An 18,351-nucleotide genomic window follows, 5' to 3' on the forward strand; every position below is an offset into this window, starting at 1 on the left:
GTGCCACCACGTATCCGCACGTCTCCCTGCCGGTGCCGCCGCAGGCGCATGCCCGGCGGACGTTCGCCGTGTCGACGTCCGCCATGTGCGCATCGCCCTGCCGGCGTTCGCCCTGCCGGGAATTCGCGCGCCTTCATCTCGTCATCACCGCACCACTACCACGGGCGTACTCGAATTCGCCCCGTGGCGATTCCCCATGCCCCGATCCAGTAATCACCGACAAGAAAGAAGAGAATGCCCAACGATTTCAACCAGCAGGTCATCGAAGAGTTCCGTGCCAACGCGGGCCAGGTCGGCGGCTATTTCGAAGGTGCCCGGCTGATCCTGCTGACCACCACCGGAGCGCGCTCGGGCGGGCGGCACACGACCCCGGTCGCCTACTACCCCGACGGCGGCGCGAGCGTGCTGGTCATCGCCTCGGCCGCCGGCGCCCCACAGCACCCCGACTGGTTCCACAACCTGCTCGCGCACCCTCAAGTCACCGTGGAGACAGGGGTGTTCACGTACGAGGCGACGGCGGAGGCGCTGGCGGGCGCCGAACGGGACAAGGCCTTCGCCCGTCTGGTCGAGGCCGAACCGGGCTGGGCGGACTACCAGGCGAAGACCACGCGGGTGATCCCGGTGGTCGCCCTCCACGAGATCCCCGCCGACGGCCCGCCGAACGTCAACGCCTCCTCGATGGGCCAGGGGCTCAAGGTCGTCCATGACGGGTTCCGCCGTGAACTCGCCCTGATACGAAAGGAGTTCACCACCGCCGGACCCACGCTCGGCGCCCAGCTCCGCGTCAACTGTCTGACACTCTGCGCGGGCCTTCACAACCACCACACAGGCGAGGAACTCGGCATCTTCCCGTTCCTGGCCGGCAGCCGCCCCGAACTCGCCCCGGCCCTGGACCGCCTGCGCGAGGAACACGAGCACATCGCAGCCCTGACCGCCGAGTTGAAGCGGATCATCGGCGACGACTCCGCGGATCCCCAGCACGCCCGCCGAGAGGTCGAACGCCTCACCGCCGAGCTGGAGACCCATCTGGCGTACGAGGAGGAGCAGCTGATCCCAGCACTGGACGCGCCGCCGACGGAGCCGGCCCGCTAGGTGTTCGGCCCGCGCGGCGACGGGCGGGGCGACCGGCTGGGGCAAACCGGCGGGGGCGACGGGCCGGGGCGACCGGCGGCCCGGCCCTCGGCACGCTGTTCGGCGGGCCGGCATCTGCGGGTGTTGATGGATGCGGGGCTGATGGGCACGGGGCTGATGGGCACGGGGCTGATGGGCACGGGGCTGGTGGACGCTGGGCCGGTGGACGCTGGGCCGGTGGACGCGGAGTCGGTGGACGCGGGGTCGGTGGACGCGGGGTCGGTGGACGCCGGTCGGTGGACGCGGGGTCGGTGGAGCGACGGCAGGCCGGGCAGTCGGAGCTGCATGTCCGGACGCCGGCCGGGGAGGTGCTGCTGGAGGCCTCGGGGGCCGGTGCGGGAGCCCGGGAGCCGGAACCGGGGATCCACTAGGCTCCCCCTGTCTGCCTGTCTGCCCGTCTGCCTGCCCGCCCATCCACCCGGCAGCCCATCCGCCCATCCGCCCATCGGTCCGGCCGCCCATCCGCCCGGCCGGCAGTCGTGGATGGGAGCGTGCCACGCCATCCACCTTTGCGGGCGGGGCCCTCACTCGAACGGCAACGGCCGCGCGTGCACCACGTCCAGCCGGGACACGGCCCGCGTGAGCACGACGTACAGCCGATGCAGTCCCCGGGTCTCCCCCTCCGCGATCGCCGCCGGCTCCACGGCGACGACATGGTCGTACTCCAGGCCCTTCGCGAGCCCGGCCCCCAACACCGTGACGCGCGCGCCGAGTTGGTCGACCCCGGCCGCCTCGATACCGGCGCCGCCGAGCGCCTCCCGGATCCGTACGACGTCGGAGTCGGCCGTGATGACGCCCACGGACCCCTCGTACGAGAGGGCGCGGCGCACGGCCCCGACGGTCTCGCCGAGTACGTCGTCCGTGTGGAGCATCCTCAACTCGCCGTCCCTACGCAGGGATTGGCCTGCGGGAACTCCGACGTCCAGCCTCGCCAGTACCCGGTTGGCCAGCTCGACCACCGCCTGCGGGACACGGAAGCCGGTGGTCAGCGGCACGACCACCGCCTCCGGTCTGCCCAGGTGGCCGAGGAGTTCGCCCCACTCCCGCGCGGCCCACGGTGTGGTCCCCTGCGCGAGATCGCCGAGGACGGTGAGCGACCCGTAGACCGCCCGCCGTCCGATCGCCCGGCACTCCATCGGGGACCGGTCCTGCGCCTCGTCGATCACCAAGTGCCCATAGCCTTCCGGGTGTTCGATGAGCCCGGCGACCTCGTCGAGGAGGACGAGATCGGCCGCCGACCACCGGGCGGACTTCCACGACCGGGGCGGCCGCGCCCAGAGCAGCGCCTTCTGTTCGTCCGCGTCCAGCACTCCGTCCGCCGCCCTGGCCAACACGGCCGGATCGGCTAGCAGTTCGGCGACAACCTCCTCCGGCCGCACCCTGGGCCACACGGCGTCGACGTACGCGCCGACGGGCCGCGCCCGTGAGATCTTCTGCACCCAGGCGTTGGACTGGGGCCCGGCACGCCGTTCGGCCCGCTCCCGCACGTACCGCACGATCCGCGTCCGGACCCGCTCGCGCCCGACGGCGTACGGCAGTTCCTCCGCCCGTACGCCCGCCACGATCCGCGCGAGCGCCTCACCGGGCACCCGCCACCGGTACGAACCGTCGGGCACCGCAAGGCCGTTGACCCCCTGCACTCCCTGCACTCCCTCCACCCCATCCGCCCCGACCCGGGCGTAGAGGGCTCGGCGCAGCACCTGCGCCATACGGGCGTCGTGCTTGACGACCGCGGTTGCCTCACCGTCCTCGCCCGTGACGGGGTGCCGCCCGATCTCCTCCCCGACCGTGGACTGCCGTACGCCGGTCTCGCCGAGCGCGGGCAGCACCTCCGAGATGTAGGAGAGGAAGGTGCGGTTCGGCCCCAGGATCAGCAGTCCGCCGCGCTGGACGCGCTGCGGGAACGTGTAGAGCAGATACGCGGCCCGGTGCAGCCCGACGGCCGTCTTCCCGGTGCCCGGCGCGCCCTGCACACAGACGGAGACGGTGAGGTCCGCCCGTACGAGTTCGTCCTGGTCGGGCTGGATGGTGGCGGCGATGTCGCGCATCGGGCCGACGCGGGGCCGCTCGATCTCGCTCGCGAGGATGCGGCTGCCGGCCGGGGCCCCGGTGCGGTGCCCGTCCGGCGCCCCGCCGAGGCACCCGTCCGCGAGGCGCTCGCCCCCCAGATACTCCCTCTCCAGGCACTCACCCCCCAGATACTCCCCCTCCAGGCGCTCGTCCTCCAGACCCGTGAGGTCGGCGGAGTCTCCGCGGCTCCCCGGCGCCCAGCCGAACCGCCGCCGCACCCGCACACCCTGTGGATCGCGGGCGCTCGCCTGGTAGAAGGCGCGCGACACGGGAGCCCGCCAGTCCACGACGAGGGGTGGCGCGGAGGGGTGCTCGGTGATCCTCCGCCGCCCGACGTGGTAGCTCTGCCCGGCGTGATCACCGGCGCCGCCGCGCTCGCCCCCGAAGTCCAACCGCCCGAAGAACAGAGGCCCTTCGGGCAGTTCCCGCATCTCCTTGGCCCGACTGCGGAGCCGGTACCCGAGCACTTCGGCGTCGGCACCGGACGCGGACACGTCCTCTCCGGTGACGACGTGTTCCTGAGCACCGTCGACCATCGCGGCGAGGGCGGCGCGGCAGGTGTCGTGGTAGGCGCGTTCCCGGGTGAGGGAGGTGATGAGAAGGGGGTCGGGTGAGGTCATTCGAGCAAGGCTAACGGAATAACGTAACCGAGTTAAACTTTTTACTTGGCCATGGAATGGGCGTCGCTCAGCACCCGCCGGGCGTCACACGCAACGCGGCAGCCCGGCCTCAAGTCGGGCGAACGCGCCCTCCGCAGCGACGACAGCGTCCCGCCGCACGTCCGCGACCGGCTCACCGCCCGCGATCCGCCGCCAGTTCTCCTGCGCGAGGATCCGCTGGACGGCGATGATCTGCCCGGCGGCGAGCCTGGCGTCGAGGCCACCGCCGAGTGCCCCGGTGAGGGCGTCCTCGGACCGCTCCAGATACTCGTACAGGCGCGCGACCAGCGAAGGGGTCCCGTAGAGCAGCCGGTGAAAGGCGAGGATGTGCGGGTCCCCGTTGACCCCGGTGATGGGGTCGCTCCGCTCGATCCCGGCCAGGAACTGCCGCCGCAGCGCATCGACGGCGGACTCCCCCGGCGCCCGCGCGGCGACCACCCGGGCGGCCTCGTCCTCGTGATCGGCGAACCGGTGCAGAACCAGGTCCTCCTTCGAGGAGAAGTACCGAAAGAGGGTCGGCTTCGAGATCTGGGCGGCGGCGGCCACCTCCGCGACGGAGACCCGCTCGAACCCCTTCTGGAGGAAGAGCGTGATGGCGACGTCCGAGACGTCCTGGTACATGCGCAGCTTCTTACGCTCGCGCAGCCCCATGGCACCCACCGCACCCGCGGCACCCGCAACACCTGCCACACCCACCGCACCCGCCTCACGCGGCGCGCCCACGGCGCTCGCCCCACTCACCGCACGCGTGACCCCGGTCGCGCCCGCAGCACCCCTCGCACCCGTCTCGCCCATGCACCGAGCCTACGCACTTTCCGGACTCCCGCCCTCCCCTTGGACACCACTTCCTCGGCCCCTTGGCTGGTTCCGCCCCCTCTGACCGGCTCCTCTTGACCTCAACCGAACTTGAGGTCAAAGACTGGACGCTCCACCCCCTCCCCTCCGACCCTCTGGAGATCCCCCGTGCGAGCAGCCCAGGTGACACGGTTCGGCGACCCGTCGGTCCTGATCACGACCGACCTCCCGGACCCGGTCCCCGCCTCCGGCGAAGTACTGATCGACGTCGCCTACGCGGACACGATCTTCGTGGAGACGCAGATACGGTCCGGCTGGGGCGGCGAGTACTTCCCGGTGACCCCTCCGTACGTCCCCGGGGGCGGCGTCGCGGGAGTCGTGAGCGCCCTGGGCCCGGACGTCCCCGCGCACTGGCTGGGCCGCCGGGTCACTTCGTTCGTGACGGGCGCGTACGCGGACCGGGCCGTGGCGGCGACCTCGGCACTCACACCCGTACCGGACTCCTTGGATCTGCTCCAGGCGGCGGCCCTGGTCCACGACGGAGTCACTGCGACGGGCCTCCTGGAACTCACCGGGGTGACCGAGACGGACCGGGTCCTGATCCTGGGTGCCTCGGGTGGCATGGGCACCCTCCTGGTCCAGCTGGCCCACGCGCGGGGCGCCCGGGTGGTGGGCGTGGCCCGAGGCGAGGCGAAGCTCGCCCTGGTACGAGACCTGGGCGCGGACGCGGTGGTCGACGCGGCGTCCCCCGACTGGCCGGCCCTGGCCCGCCGTGCCCTCGGCGGCTCCGACGGCGCGGCGGACGTGATCCTGGACGGCGTCGGCGGCCAACTCGGCGCGAAGGCCTTCCCCTTGACGGCAGCCGGCGGCCGCTTCTCGGCCCACGGCGCCCCGACCGGCGGCTTCGCCCCTCTGGACCCGACGGAGGCCAAACACCGCGGCATCACCCTCTTCGGCATCGGCGACGTCCAGTTCAGCCCGTCCGACCTCAACCGCCTGACGGCCCACGCCCTCGGGGAGGCCGCGGCGGGGCGGTTGCGGGCGGTCGTCGGGGAGGTGTTCTCGCTGGAGGAGGCGGGGGCGGCGCATGCGGCTGTGGAAGGGCGGGGGCTGGTGGGGAAGGTGGTGCTGAAGGTGTGAGGGCAGACCGTCACAGGTCCCCGGTCGGCCTGGGCTCCCGGGCGCCGCCATCGTCGCTGTCCGGCAACGCACGAGCAAGATAGGGGTTCGCCGTCAGCCGCGCGGGCAGCCCCAGGGCGGCGGTGGCGGCGTCAAGGGTCGACGCGTACGAATCCACGGCCCTGCGCACATTGGGCGCGTCGAGGTCGGCGCCGGCCACCAGCCGGTCCAGGTCCACGTAGGCGGATCGGACGTTTTCGATGCGCCGGTAGACGCGCCAGTCCTTCTGCCAGTCCTGGGTGCATTCGCGGGGGAGCAGGAGACTCCAACGGCGGAACATGCGGTCGCGGATCTCGGGCCGGGTGGGAGTGAGATGCATGTGCCGGACGAGGTCGTACAGCGGGTCGCCGACCATGGCCTTCTCCCAGTCGATGAGCGTGAGTGCGAGGGCGTCGTCGCGGCGTACCAGGTTCCACGGGTTCAGATCACCGTGCAGCAACGTCGGTCGCCGCGGTGTGACGCGGGGTTCGGCAAATATCTCGTGCAGCCGTTGGGCGTCGGGCAACCCCAGTTGCCGTGCCAGTTTCCGCGACGCGCTGGGCAGCTCCGCCACCAGCCGTACCAGCTCCTGGATCAGCCACGCGCAGAAGTCGAACTCCGCCCCCATCGGGTCGAGATGCCAGTGGTCGAGCCGCGTCAACGCGCAGAGCTGGTCGACGAGCCCGTCCGCTTCGTGCGGTCGCAGACCGTTCACGGGGTGGTCCGGGGGCTGTTCGCCGTCGAAAGGGCCGGCGTAGGTGTGGATGGCGAACGGGTCCGCCATCCCGATGCTGCTGTGGAGGCTCTCACCCAGTGCCAGCACCCGCGGTGCCGTCACGGCGAGCCCTGAACGTTCGACAGCTCTGAGTACCGCGTGCTCGCTGAGGAAGCACGGCTCGCTGCGCCGTGCGGACGCGAGCCTGCGACGCACGACGACCGGGAAGTCGACGCCCGGGACACGAACGACCGAGTTGAGATGGGCTGTGCCCTTCAACACCCGCTCCGCCGGAACAGCTCCCTCCGCGATCAACGCACCGAGCACTGCGGAACGGGGAAAATCGGGATGCTCGGGGATCCGCGAATCCGGCCTCCAGTGCATGGCCGGGGCCGGTTGCGGACCTCGTGTCCTGCCCGGGCGGCCCGCCCGCCACCGCAGCAGGGTCCGCTCGATCTCGGTCTCGTCAGGCACATGAGACAGCCTGAGCGGTTCCGCGGCGGCTTCCAGCGCGCCGCGGACCGCGGCTGTCGACGCGTCCAGACTCCGTTGATCGGGCTTTGCGGCCTCAAGAGACTTCGCCGCGCGCATCAGGTCGGGAAAGACGGACTGAGCCCGCTCGAAGGCGATGTAGTGGCGCAGATCCTTGGCCAGTCCGTTCAGGGCCGCGGGGCACAGGGCTTCCGTGTTCTCGGCCCACGCCTGGATGACCTCGTCCCACTGGAAGTCCGGATACCTCATGCGAACCAGGTGAGTGGCGAGATCGTGCAGGGGATCGCCGTAGGTCGCCAGCTCCCAGTCGACGCAGATCAGGGGAGGATCGCCGCTGTACGACACGATCACATTGCCACGATGCAGGTCCGCATGAAGCAGGCCGTACGGACGGCGTTCCATCCGGGGAACCCGCCGGGCCAGCTCGATCAGCGTGTCGTCGGATATGCCCAGCGCCGCGAACAGCCCACCGAACTCAGTCCAATTGGATTGGCGGATCTGCTGTTCCGCGAGCTCGGCGAGGGTCCGCAGAAACCCCTCGCTGTCCCCGGAGTGGGGCCAGTGGCCCGGCAGCGGCGGCAGGCACTCCTCACCCACCTGGGACGTCTGCGCGAGGAGTTCGGTCACCGCCTTGATGAGCAGCAGGTCGACCGGCTTGCCGTCCGGGCAGACGCGAGAGAGCGGTACACCCTCCACATAGCTGTGGAGGGCCGAACCCTCGCGTCGGGCCAGGCACACCGGCACCTGCGGCAGGACCCTGCTGACGGCGTCGAGAAGCACCGCCTCGTCGTCCCATGTTCTGATCACCACGGGCAGCGCTTCCGCCCGGCGGATCCGGACGGTCGCGGACGTACCTGCCCTGCGGCCGACCAGCCGGGCCAGCCGATCCGTCAGCGGCAGAACGTAGTTGCGGTTGTGGTAGCCGCCCTCCGCCACTCCGTGTTTCTGCGCCGCCTCGATGAACGCGTCGTAGGCAGCGTCGTCGTCGGAGTTCCAGGAAAGGGGGTGCCGGAAAGCGGGGTGTCGGGCGCCAGATACGTCCACTGGCCGCTCCTCAGTGAGCGAATCCGATATCCAGGAACACCTTAGGTACCACAACCGGCTATCACGGCGAGCACGTTATCGTGCACGCTCCGTACCGAGTCCCTCCCCGTGCTTCTGGTACCACCCAACGAGTGAGGCCGAAATCTCCGGCAGGCTCGGCACCCTCTCCAGCCCCAACGGCTCCGCCGCGGCTGCCAGTACCTTCTGTATCTTGCTGCCCGCGCGGTCCAGGAGGCTGCTGTCGGTACCCGGCCCCGCGCCCAGCGACAGGGACATCCGGATGACATCGGTGAACACCGACTGCGCCCGCTTGTAGTCGAGCAGTTTCGGCAGGTCGTCGTACCAGTCGGCCGAACTGCCGGGCGTGATGCCGTCGACGGCCTCGCACCACTGCTCCTTCATCCGGTCTTCCTGATCCTTCGGATACCGCATCAGATAGAGGTGCGTGGCCAGGTCGTACAACGGATCACCGAACATCGCCAGCTCCCAGTCGATGGTCCAGAGTCTCCCTCCGGCATCGACGACGAAGTTCTCGCGATGGAGATCGGCGTGCAGCAGGCAGAAAGGGCGCTCGGTCAACCCCGCCACATGCTTTCTGAGCTGCTTGAAGGAGTCACCGTCCACACCGAACGAGCCGAACAGATCCTCGAAGACAGCCAGGTTCTCCTGGTACACACGCTCCTCGGTGAAGCAGATGAGCCGCTCCAGGAAGTCCGAGGTGTCACCCTCGCGTGCACGATCCTGGGCTTTGCATCTCCTCTCCGCCGTGAGCGAACCGGAGCTGATGCCCGCCAACTGCCTGAACAGCGCGATGATTTGGACGAGGATGGCGTCGGGGACGGCACGACCGGACCCGCACTGCGAGCCCAGCGTCTCTCCCTCGATGAACCGCTGAAGACCGACCGGGCCCGCCTGGATGATGTCGGGGATGCCTCCGATGCTTCCCTGCAGAGCCCGGAGCAACTGCTCCTCCGAGGTGAAACAACGCCTGTCGAACCACAGCAGATTGGTGCGCGGCTCGCGGCACTTCAGGCGGACCGGCCGGGCCGCCTCCGCCTCGCCAGGCAGCGGAAAGACATAGGTTTCATGGTGGTAGCCCTGGAGTGGTCCTTCGACCACGCTCGCATTGCCACTCACCTCAACGGCTCGCTGCCGAGCCAAGGAAGCCGATTCGGGTGACATAGTCCGTTCTCTCGCGTGAGACCGCACCAATGGTGAAAGAGGGGAGAGAGTACTCCCCTGCGGTTGAGCATCGTGCCAGAAGCGATTCTTCCGATCGCGTCCGTGTCCCGCCTGAACGTATGGGCTTCCGCTCGTACGAAAGCGGACGCCCGGCCGAGCCACCTCGAGCGCGTGAGCAACACGAGTTGCCGTGCTTCACACTGTCCGGGTGACAATGATGTGGCCCTTGAGTGGCCGATCCAGCGGCCCGCGAGCCCTGCGACAACTTCTGCACGGCGTGGACGCGGTGTTCTTCGACTTCGACGGCCCCGTCTGCGACCTGTTCGGCAAGAAGCCGACCGCGCACATCGCCGAGGAGATCAAGGCCATGGCGCGGCTCGAATGGGGCGCTCTCGACCGTGATGTCGAGGACTGCCACGACTCGCACGGAATCCTCCACCGCCTCAGGGACATGCTCGACGGGACGCCGGCGCAGCGCTCCCGTGAGCCTCTGGACGAGGCGAACACCATCGTCACTCGATATGAATACGAGGCCGTGAATTCCGCCGTTCAGGCCCCGGACGTCGAGCCCCTGCTGGACGCACTGATCGGTCTCCGCAAACGACTGGTCGTCGTGAGCAACAACGCCGAGGATCCCGTCCTGCAGTACCTCAAAAGTTCGGACCTGCAGTCGAGGTTCGAAGCGGTCTGCGGTCGTGATCCGCGCGAGCCGCGGCGCATGAAGCCTCACCCCGACGCCGTACGCAGGGCCCTGACGGCCGTGGGCGACATGGACCCCGCCAAGGCCCTGCTGGTGGGCGACCAGCTCACCGATCTCCAGGCGGCCAGAGCGGCCGGGATCCGCTTCCTGGGATACACACAGGACAGGAGACGCCGACGGCGGATGATGCAGAACGGTGCGGACGGCGTGGTCGCGTCACACGCCTCGGTCCTCGTCGCGGCCCGGGCGCTCGCGGACGACTATTCCTCCGAGAGACGGCTCCAGACCGAGTCGAAATAGGCCTTCATGCTGTCCACGAAGTAGGTGCCCGGGGAGTCCGGGTCGGCGTCACTCTCGTAGTGCATGAGGCTGGCGCCGATGCCTTCGACGTCCACGGCGGTCAGCTCCTCCCCGTCGTCCAGCACGATCGGGCGCTCGACCACCTGGTACAGCCCGAACAGCGCCTCCGAGCCGTTCAGCAGATAGAACTTGAAGTTCGGGACCACCGGTGTGCGACGGATCCTCAGGTCGACCTCGGGCACCAGCTTCTCGACCCTCAGGGACTCGAGGGTGTGCCGCAGCGAGGAGGTGGACCGGCGCGCGATGGCCCACACACGCTCCACCGGGCGCCGGTCGGACGGATCGTCCTTGGACCGGGGGTAGGGCAGCTCGGCGTCCTCGGAAGGCACCAGAATCCGTACGGTGATGCTCCGCGGAGCGCCGTGGGAATCCGTGCGGATGCTCTCCGCCTGCAACCGGATGTGAGTGTCGAGGGATTCGCCGGTCAGCGTGAAGACGTCCAGGCTGACCTCCGGCTGTCCGAAGGCCTTGCTGATGATCGGGCCGAGAGCCATGGGGCGAGGCGTCGCACTCCGCAGCACCGCGGGTTGTATCCGCTGCGCCTTGACCACTTTCGATCCACTGCCCTGGCGGGACTCGATCCAGCGCTCCTCCGCCAGCGTCTTCAGCACTCTCTGCACGGTGTCCCGGGAGACCCCGAGCTCCTTGGCCAGGGTCCGCTGCGGCGGCAGGTAGCTTCCCAGCGCGTACTTCCCGGTGAGCATGCTGTTGCGCAGCTCCTCCAGGACACGCACGAACTCCTTGCCGCCTCCTTCGCTCGTCCGCTCTTCGTCCACATGCCGACCGTACCTCTTCCGGTCCACAAGCAAACCAGTTAGCAGTCAAGTTGGACTCCCAACCTGACTGCCGGTTAAGGGATCTCCCAGGAGGGGGAAACCAATTTCAAGACAACCAGTCCAATTGGACGGCAGGTTGATCGATCCGCTGAGGTGGACGGGGTGGGGAACATGGTCTTCTTCCAACTGGTGGGTGTGGGCGTCCAGTTCGCGATGACCCAGTTGGTCCAGTCGAGGTTCGGGGTGGCGGGTCTGATCCTGCTGGCCCTCATGTCGGTGGGAGTACGGGCGGGCCACCCGCGATTGGCCTGGTGGTCGGCCGGACTCTTCTTCCTGCTGACACTTCAGCTCCAGAGCTAGCCCCGGAGAACCCGCAGCACCGGCTCCAGCGACCCCACCACGTTCTCGGCTCCCGCGTCACGCAGCAACTTCTCCTTGTACCCGTTACGCGCATAGCCGAGAAACGCAACACCGGCCCGCTGGGCGGCTTCGAAGTCCGAAGGGGCGTCGCCGATCATGAGGGTGGACCCCGGTGCGGCACCGAGGGCGTTGATGGCCCGGTTGAGGCAGTGCGGGTGCGGCTTGAGGTGGTGCAGGTCCTGGGTGCGGCCGTAGATGTTCGGCGCGAAGCAGCCGGCGAGGCCTCGGCTCTCCAGGTAAGTGGTCGCGGTGCGAGGTGAGTTGTTGGTCGCCACGGCCAGCCGGGCGCCCACCGCGCTCCACGTTCGTATCAGTGGGTCCGCGAACTCGGTGGGCCAGGCGGAGGGGACCGCCTTGAGTTCCTGCTGGGTGAGGCGTTCCTCCAGCTCGACCACCAGATCGCTGCGGGGATGACGGCGGTTGACCGCGTACAGGACCGCCATCGGGTCCGCGTGGACGCGTTCCTCCTCGGTCAGCAGCCCGCGGAGGCCCTGGCGTTCGAGCCACTCGACCAGGTCCTTGGCCACGTCCTCCGCCGAGTGCCCCGCGAACAGCCGACAGATCGGCCCGTCGAAGTCGAAGAGGACAGAGCGGGCCTGCTTGATCACTTCCTGGAGGTTCGCTGTCTCTGCTGCCACCGGACCAGTCTGCTTCGTATCAGGAGTCACTAGGAGAGTGTCAGGTCCGTCGTGATGGTTTCCCAGAGGGCGTCGAACCACTTTTGGGACTGCTCGACGAAGGCGGCGTCGCGTTGGCCTGCCCTTTGCTCGAAGGAGAACAAGAGGGATGTGGAGCCCAGGGCGTCGTACATGTCGAGGGTGCCGCTGTCGCCGGCCTCCTCGCGCCTCGTGATCATGTAGTACGCGATCAGGGCCTCGACGCCGTTGAGCAGGTACAGCTTCACCGGCGGGGTGAACGGGAGAGCCCGGAAGGTCACGTTGACGTCGATGCCGTGGGACGAACGCAGCGCCTTGAGGTTGTGGCGCAGGACGTGGCCCTGGGCGTTGCGCATCTCCAGCCAGCGCTGGTGGACCGGGTCCTGGGCCCCCTGCGCGTCGACCGAGACGGGGAAGGCGAGGTTGATCTCCCGGGAGGGCAGCAGGATGCGGACGTCGATCGACTCGGGGCGGAGTCTGCCCTCGTGGATCAGGCGGACCGGTTCACCGAGGGCCAGCATCAGGGTCTCGGCGGTGAGGCACGCGGCGTCCACCCGGACGTGCGGCACGGCGAACGCCTCGACCAACTGCGGTGCCAACCCGACCATCGTCGGCTGAGGTTCGTCCCGCGCGGGGGTCACGTCCGCGATACGCGGGGGGCTGCCCTTGCTGACGTTGCTGAGCCGGCCCTCGTCCTGGAGTGCCCGCAGGGCCTGACGAATCGTGCCGCGCTCCACGCCGAACTCCTCGGCCAACTCGGCCTGGGTGGGCAGGCGGTCGCCGGAGCGCAGGTCACCCGCGCGGATGCGGTCCCGCAGGATGTCGGCGATCTCCTGCGGCGAGAGCTTTCTGCTGCCGTTCACTGCCACGTTCTCCTGGGTCACGACCAAACGCTACAACTCCGCTCCATCTTAAGGGAGTTGTTTGAAAGTTGTTTTGAAGTAGGAACCAACTGGGGATAACTTAGTCAGAGTTGGCAACCAACTCAACGAAGATGGCGGAAGGTTTGCCTCCTCTCGCAAGTAGTTGGCACATGGGAAGGCTCCGCGCCTCTCCAGCATCGTCCCGCACCACCGGCACCACAAAGACCCGAAGGAGGATCCACCATGCCCGTCATCGCCTTCCTCTCCGCCGTCTTCGTCGTCACCTTCGAGCAGCTCGTGCAGTGGCGGTACGGTCCCAGCGGTGTCGTGGGGCTGCTGCTGCTCACCATCGGCATCAAGGCGAAGAGCCCGACCTGCAGCTCGATCGGCGCCGTCGTCCTCGCCCTCATGGTCTCCGGGCCGGCCCTGTGACCCGTACGACCCGTATGGCTCGTACGGCCGGCATAGGTCGTACAACCCGTACGACCTGCGAGGAAGACCCATCCGAAGATCCGCCCGAAGATCAGGTACCCACCCGTGGGAGACCTCAGCCCGTGAGCACAAGCTCCGAGCTGATGGTCTCCCACAGTGCGTTGAACCACAGATGGGACTGCTCGACGAAGGTCGTGTCCCGCAGGCCGTCGCCCTGTTCGAAGGGGAACAGCATGGACTGGGTCCCCTCCGCGTCGTACATCTCCAGGTACTCGTGGTCGATCTCCTCGCCGCGCCGCGTCAGCGTGTAGTACGCGAAGAGCGCCTCCGCGCCGTTGAGCAGGTAGAGCTTCACGGGCGGGGTGAACGGCAGGGCGCGGAAGGTGATGTGTACGTCGATGCCGTGCGTGGCCCGTAACGCCAGCAGGTTGTGCTTGAGGACCTGGCCCTGCGCGTTGCGGTGGGCCAGCCAGCGGCGCTGCAGCCGGTCGTCGACCTTGTCGTCCACCGGTGCCGGGAAGGCGAGGTCGATGTCGCTGGACGGCAGGAGCACCCGGACGTCGATCCTGGCTGGTTTTATTCGCCCCTCGTGGATGAGACGCAATGGTTCACCCATCGCGAGAGTGAGGGAGACCGCCGTCAGGCACAGGGCGTCGATCTCCACATGAGGGGCCGAGAAGGCCGCCGTGATCCGTGACGCGAGCGCCACCATGGTGGGCTGCGGCGGGGCTCCGGGCCCGGTCAGGGCCGGTCCCACGTCCTGCGCGACGGTCGCCGGGCTCCCTTTGGACACGTTGGACAGCAGGTGTTCCGACTGGAGGATGCGCAGCGCCTGGCGTACGGCCCCGCGCTCGACACCGAACTCGTCGGCCAGCTGGGCCTGTGTGGGCATGCGCTGCCCGGGCCGCAGCTCACCGGACCTGATCCGGGTGCGCAGCTCGTCGGCCACCTCGCGGTGTGACCGCTGTGGCTGTTGTGACCTCTTCCGCCCATTGACGGCGACGTGTTCCGGGTCCACAACCAAACACTACAACTTCGCGCCATCTTTGGGCAGTTATTGAGAAGGTGGTTATGAGACGCGTCCAAGCGGAGATAAGTTCAGTGAAGTTGGTTACCAACTTGAGCAACATGGTCAAGCTTCCCAGGGGTTGGCCACCAGAGTCGCAACTGTCGACCAGGTGGACGGTCCCAGCGGGGGTCCGCCTCCCCGTCCCGAAGGAGGGACCGCATGCCGCTCATCGCCATCATCGTCGCCGCCCTCGCCATCGGTTTCGAGCAGTTGATCCAGGTGAAGTTCGGGGCGATGGGCGTCATCGCCTTCGTCGCCCTCGCCGTCGGAATCAAGGCCAAGAACTCCATGATCGGCGGCATCGGGGCCGTCATCCTCGTGATGCTGCTCGCCCAGTCCGGCTGATCGGACGCCACCGTCCGGCAGTCCGGCCGACCGTGCTCCCTTCCGGAGGGGAGCCGGGAGCCCGGTCGGTCCGCACCATCGCGGTTCGCTCCAAGATCCGCGGAACAACAACTGAACAGCTACGGATCACAACTGAACAGCCACACCGAACAACGGAGGAGAAGCCGCCGACGCGGACCACCGACAGGGAAGGGAGGCCGGAGACCCCGAAGGACAGAATGACCAGCCAGAACCAGGCAGGACCGGGAACAAGAGAATCAGAAGATGTCCGGGCACCACGGTCGCCGGGACGTTCGCAGCAGGGCGTCGGCCACGAGGGCGGCGCCCGCTCGTTCTTCCCGCACCCGCCCCAGCGCCGCGAGCCGCACCGCCGACTCGTCCCCGAGCCAGAGCGACCCCAACTCACCCACATCCAGCGTGAGTTCGGCGTCCTCCGTGGTCCGCGCACAGCTCGCGCCCGCCTCCGAGGCGTCCAGCCGGTACCGGCCCCCGCACAGCCCTCCCCGGTCGACGACCTCCAGGACGAGCGTCCCCGTCGCCCCGTACGTACGCGCCTCCAGTGCCGCCACGACATCCAGGACCCGCACCCACAGCAGGTCGGCCTGCGTCAGGATGCGTGCCGCGCGCGGATCCGGCAGCAGATGCGGCAGCAGGTCGTCCGGCGCCCGCCACCCCGTCCTGACCTTCGTGACCCAGTCCACCGAGCACACGTACCGCCACAGGGCGCGCTCCGCGGCCGGCGTCACCGCGATCATGTCCTTGACCTTCGCGGTCTCCAGCGGCTGCTTCACGTCCCCCCAGTGGTCGTCCACGGTGTACGTGAGCAGCCCCTCGACCTCTCCCTCCGCGTCGCGGTACACGGCGTGGAACGGCTCGGTCCACGAGGCCGGGTCGAGCACCAGCGCGCCCGTACGGACCTGCCACCACCTCTCGTCGCGGTCGACCACACCCGGCTGTACCCGCCTGAGCCGCTCGTGCAGCTCCGGGCCGATCTTCCGTACGTCGTCGCCGTCCACGAGGTCGATACGGCCGCCGTCCTCCGGGCCCGACCAGCGGGGGTCGAGGCCCGCCCTCGGCACGTCGATCGTCCACTCGGCGGCCGTCGTGGCCACGCCGAATCCGTACCGGCCGTAGATCGGGTACTCCGCGGCGATCAGCGTCGCCACGGTGTCGCCCCGCTCCTTCGCGGCCGCCAGGTCCTTGGCCATCATCCGGGTGAGGATGCCTCGGCGGCGGTGGGTCGCGGTGACGGTCACGTTCGAGATCGCGTCCGCCTGCACGGGGGAGCCGCCCACGGCTGTGATCTGCTGTGGGAACGAGCGGAACGTGCCTACGCATCTGGTGCCGTCGAATGCGCCCAGTGTTCGGGCGGGGACGATGTAGGTGCTGCGGTCCTTGACGTCTGCGTCCGAGACGGTCGGGGGTTGCTGGAATCCCGTGTGCAGGGCGCGGGTCCACTCTCGGATCTCGTCCTCGCGGATGGGGCGTATGTCTATGTCCTGGCGCGGGCTCATGTGGCCACGCTAGGCATACGTGGTGAGGGGTGTCGCGGAGTTTTCCTCTCCCCCGACCCACCCCTTCCCGAAACCGGGGCTCCGCCCCGGACCCCGCGGGGCCAGACCGTATACGGGTGCGGGCCGCCTTGGGCTGATCGCGCAGTTCCCCGCGCCCCTAAAAGCACCGGTGGCCCAGGCCGGATCGCCACGTGACGGCCCGTCCTGGTTGCTCGCGCAGTTCCCCGCGCCCCTAAAAGCACCGGTGGCTGAGGTCGGTTCGCCGCGTGACGGTCGTCTTGAGTTGCTCGCGCAGTTCCCCGCGCCCCCAAAGGGGCGCCGCCCCACGTTCCCCGCGCCCCCAAAGGGGCGCCGCCCGACGGTCCCCGCGCCCCGGCGGGGCACCGGCCGAAGGGGGCGTGGCGGGATGTGTGGCCGCAGCTTACGACGACGCGAGCAGGCGGTGACCTTGGCAATCGGGCCTTGGCTGGTCCGCTGCGGGCGGACATCCCGGTGCGGCCCCGCACCTGGCCGACGAGCCGCGACCCCCACGCACCCCAGGGGCGCGGGGAACTGCGCGACCAGCCCCCACCCACCCGCAGACAAAAAGCGTCACATCAGCAAGTCGTCCACCTGCGCCTCGCCCTCGCGATAGCGACGGGCGATCTCCGCGCTGCAGTCGTCAGCCGTCCGCTGCAACTCCTGCCGCCGCCGAGAAACCTGCTGCTCGTACCGCACGAGCCGCCCCATCGCCGCGTTCAGCTCCAGATCCGTACGCGCGTCGAGATCGGACAGCTCGACCTCGGCGAGCATGTCCGAGGCCAGCCGCCGGAACTCCTCGCTGTGGGGCGTACCCACGGTCACGTGCCGCGCCGACGACCGCTGCCGCGCCGGCGCATCCGTCAGGATCTCCGACAGCCGCTCGACGACGGACGCCGAAGCCGCGATCCGCGCCTCGCGCCCCCGCCGTGGCGCACCCCGCCGCCCCAACTCGGCCCGCAGGATGTCGATCCGCCCCTGCAGCAGCCGCCGCACATAGCTCAGATCGGCCTCGTCCCGCTGCGCGTCCCTCCGCAGGGTGCGCAGTTCGGGCAGCCGCAGGACGCTCAGCCCAGGCTCCAGCTCGGGCTCGGGCTCGGGCTCCGGCTCGGGCGCCGACTCAGACATGGGGCTGTCCGTACGCTGGGTGGGCGGACGCGCCACGACCGGGCGCGCTGACGACGACGGCGAAGACTGCGGCAAAGACGCTTCCGGCGATGGCGATGACGCCGGCGATGACGGCGGCTCCCCCCGAATCAGCGATACGACCCCGGGTGACTGCCCTGTACTCGATGTGCTCATGTGCCTCAACCGTCCCCTCGACCGGCGCGTATGAGCATCGTGCCACCCCAAGTGGCCGCTATGTGACCGAGTGCCCCCGATCGGCCCCAGATGGGGGGTTAAGGATCAATAAGAAAGCCCCCGTACGGAGTCGGCACCAAGGTCGACGCCGACGTCAATCCGACGCACGGCATGATGGTCCGTATGCGTGCGGTGGTGCAGAGAGTGGACGGCGCGAGCGTCGTCGTCGAGGGTGAGACCGTCGGGGAGATCGACGGCGAGGGCCTGTGCGTCCTGGTCGGGGTGACCCACGAGGACACCAAGGAGAAGGCGGCCCAACTGGCCCGCAAACTCTGGTCGATCCGGATGCTGGCCGACGAGAGGTCGTGCTCGGACATCGACGCCCCGCTGCTCGTGATCAGCCAGTTCACGCTCTACGGGGACGCCCGCAAGGGCCGGCGCCCCACCTGGAACGCGGCCGCCCCCGGCGACGTCGCGGAGCCCCTCGTGGACGAGGTCGTGGCCCAGCTGCGCTCGCTGGGAGCGACGGTGGCGACGGGCCGCTTCGGCGCGCAGATGCGCGTCTCCCTGACGAACGACGGCCCGTTCACCGTCCTGCTGGAGATGTAGCCGTCAGCCGGGCAGCAGGCACTCCAAGATCCGGCCGGGCG

The 18,351-nt window shown here is 69.2% G+C and carries 17 protein-coding genes; 7 read left to right on the forward strand and 10 right to left on the reverse strand.

Annotated features, from left to right (window positions below; translation table 11 throughout):
* Nucleotides 1-234: 234 nt before the first annotated feature.
* Nucleotides 235-1,092: a nitroreductase/quinone reductase family protein gene (locus tag ACIBEI_RS44350; protein ID WP_398896720.1), complete on the forward strand. Its 858-nt coding sequence runs from the start codon at nucleotides 235-237 to the stop codon at nucleotides 1,090-1,092.
* Between the two features lie 563 nt (nucleotides 1,093-1,655).
* Here ACIBEI_RS44350 and ACIBEI_RS44355 read toward each other — a convergent pair.
* Nucleotides 1,656-3,821 (reverse strand): HelD family protein, encoded by a 2,166-nt coding sequence (locus tag ACIBEI_RS44355; protein WP_398896722.1) that lies wholly within the window; start codon nucleotides 3,819-3,821, stop codon nucleotides 1,656-1,658.
* A gap of 84 nt (nucleotides 3,822-3,905) precedes the next feature.
* Complete coding sequence (locus ACIBEI_RS44360; RefSeq protein WP_398896762.1) at nucleotides 3,906-4,520, reverse strand: TetR/AcrR family transcriptional regulator; 615 nt, start codon at nucleotides 4,518-4,520, stop codon at nucleotides 3,906-3,908.
* A 303-nt stretch (nucleotides 4,521-4,823) separates the two neighbouring features.
* Between ACIBEI_RS44360 and ACIBEI_RS44365 the strand changes: the two genes are divergently transcribed.
* Complete coding sequence (locus ACIBEI_RS44365; RefSeq protein ID WP_398896724.1) at nucleotides 4,824-5,795, forward strand: zinc-binding dehydrogenase; 972 nt, start codon at nucleotides 4,824-4,826, stop codon at nucleotides 5,793-5,795.
* Nucleotides 5,796-5,805: 10 nt separating this feature from the next.
* Here ACIBEI_RS44365 and ACIBEI_RS44370 read toward each other — a convergent pair whose 3' ends face one another.
* Together ACIBEI_RS44370 and ACIBEI_RS44375 are read right to left on the reverse strand one after the other, a co-directional pair.
* Nucleotides 5,806-8,064, reverse strand: coding sequence for an aminoglycoside phosphotransferase family protein (locus tag ACIBEI_RS44370; protein ID WP_398896726.1), 2,259 nt, complete (start codon nucleotides 8,062-8,064; stop codon nucleotides 5,806-5,808).
* A 75-nt stretch (nucleotides 8,065-8,139) separates the two neighbouring features.
* A complete protein-coding gene (locus ACIBEI_RS44375; protein WP_398896727.1) occupies nucleotides 8,140-9,183 on the reverse strand; it encodes a phosphotransferase family protein in 1,044 nt (347 codons plus the stop codon).
* A 289-nt stretch (nucleotides 9,184-9,472) separates the two neighbouring features.
* On the opposite strand from ACIBEI_RS44375, the gene ACIBEI_RS44380 reads away from it, so the two are divergent.
* A complete protein-coding gene (locus ACIBEI_RS44380) occupies nucleotides 9,473-10,246 on the forward strand; it encodes an HAD family hydrolase (protein ID WP_398896729.1) in 774 nt (257 codons plus the stop codon).
* Here ACIBEI_RS44380 and ACIBEI_RS44385 read toward each other — a convergent pair.
* Entirely contained in the window at nucleotides 10,207-11,082 is an 876-nt protein-coding gene (locus ACIBEI_RS44385) for a winged helix-turn-helix domain-containing protein (protein WP_398896730.1), read from the reverse strand. The two genes, ACIBEI_RS44380 and ACIBEI_RS44385, sit on opposite strands and share 40 nt — an antisense overlap.
* Before the next feature lie 162 nt (nucleotides 11,083-11,244).
* Between ACIBEI_RS44385 and ACIBEI_RS44390 the strand changes: the two genes are divergently transcribed.
* Nucleotides 11,245-11,442 carry a hypothetical protein gene (locus ACIBEI_RS44390; protein ID WP_398896731.1) on the forward strand — a complete coding sequence of 66 codons (198 nt, stop codon included), beginning with the start codon at nucleotides 11,245-11,247 and terminating at the stop codon, nucleotides 11,440-11,442.
* Here ACIBEI_RS44390 and ACIBEI_RS44395 read toward each other — a convergent pair.
* Nucleotides 11,439-12,221 (reverse strand): HAD family hydrolase, encoded by a 783-nt coding sequence (locus tag ACIBEI_RS44395; protein WP_398896733.1) that lies wholly within the window; start codon nucleotides 12,219-12,221, stop codon nucleotides 11,439-11,441. The genes ACIBEI_RS44390 and ACIBEI_RS44395 overlap by 4 nt on opposite strands.
* On the reverse strand, nucleotides 12,170-13,048 hold the full coding sequence (locus ACIBEI_RS44400) for a GntR family transcriptional regulator (protein WP_398896735.1): 879 nt from the start codon (nucleotides 13,046-13,048) through the stop codon (nucleotides 12,170-12,172). The genes ACIBEI_RS44395 and ACIBEI_RS44400 overlap by 52 nt, the downstream gene beginning before the upstream one ends.
* 216 nt (nucleotides 13,049-13,264) lie before the next feature.
* On the opposite strand from ACIBEI_RS44400, the gene ACIBEI_RS44405 reads away from it, so the two are divergent.
* Nucleotides 13,265-13,453 carry a hypothetical protein gene (locus tag ACIBEI_RS44405; protein WP_055618439.1) on the forward strand — a complete coding sequence of 63 codons (189 nt, stop codon included), beginning with the start codon at nucleotides 13,265-13,267 and terminating at the stop codon, nucleotides 13,451-13,453.
* A gap of 115 nt (nucleotides 13,454-13,568) precedes the next feature.
* On the opposite strand, the gene ACIBEI_RS44410 is transcribed toward ACIBEI_RS44405, so the two are convergent.
* On the reverse strand, nucleotides 13,569-14,477 hold the full coding sequence (locus tag ACIBEI_RS44410; RefSeq protein WP_269649921.1) for a winged helix-turn-helix domain-containing protein: 909 nt from the start codon (nucleotides 14,475-14,477) through the stop codon (nucleotides 13,569-13,571).
* A 204-nt stretch (nucleotides 14,478-14,681) separates the two neighbouring features.
* Here ACIBEI_RS44410 and ACIBEI_RS44415 point away from each other — a divergent pair, with 204 nt between their 5' ends.
* Nucleotides 14,682-14,867 (forward strand): hypothetical protein, encoded by a 186-nt coding sequence (locus ACIBEI_RS44415; RefSeq protein WP_189836753.1) that lies wholly within the window; start codon nucleotides 14,682-14,684, stop codon nucleotides 14,865-14,867.
* Nucleotides 14,868-15,124: 257 nt separating this feature from the next.
* Here ACIBEI_RS44415 and ACIBEI_RS44420 read toward each other — a convergent pair whose 3' ends face one another.
* Nucleotides 15,125-16,381, reverse strand: coding sequence for a GNAT family N-acetyltransferase (locus ACIBEI_RS44420; protein ID WP_398896737.1), 1,257 nt, complete (start codon nucleotides 16,379-16,381; stop codon nucleotides 15,125-15,127).
* Nucleotides 16,382-16,972: 591 nt separating this feature from the next.
* On the reverse strand, nucleotides 16,973-17,701 hold the full coding sequence (locus ACIBEI_RS44425) for a hypothetical protein (protein ID WP_398896739.1): 729 nt from the start codon (nucleotides 17,699-17,701) through the stop codon (nucleotides 16,973-16,975).
* A 183-nt stretch (nucleotides 17,702-17,884) separates the two neighbouring features.
* Between ACIBEI_RS44425 and dtd the strand changes: the two genes are divergently transcribed.
* The gene (gene dtd / locus ACIBEI_RS44430) at nucleotides 17,885-18,310 is read left to right on the forward strand and encodes a D-aminoacyl-tRNA deacylase (protein ID WP_398896741.1); all 426 of its coding nucleotides are present in this window, start codon (nucleotides 17,885-17,887) and stop codon (nucleotides 18,308-18,310) included.
* Nucleotides 18,311-18,351 lie beyond the last annotated feature (41 nt).

This window comes from Streptomyces sp. NPDC050988 (genome assembly GCF_044456225.1).
Taxonomy (GTDB): Bacteria; Actinomycetota; Actinomycetes; order Streptomycetales; family Streptomycetaceae; genus Streptomyces.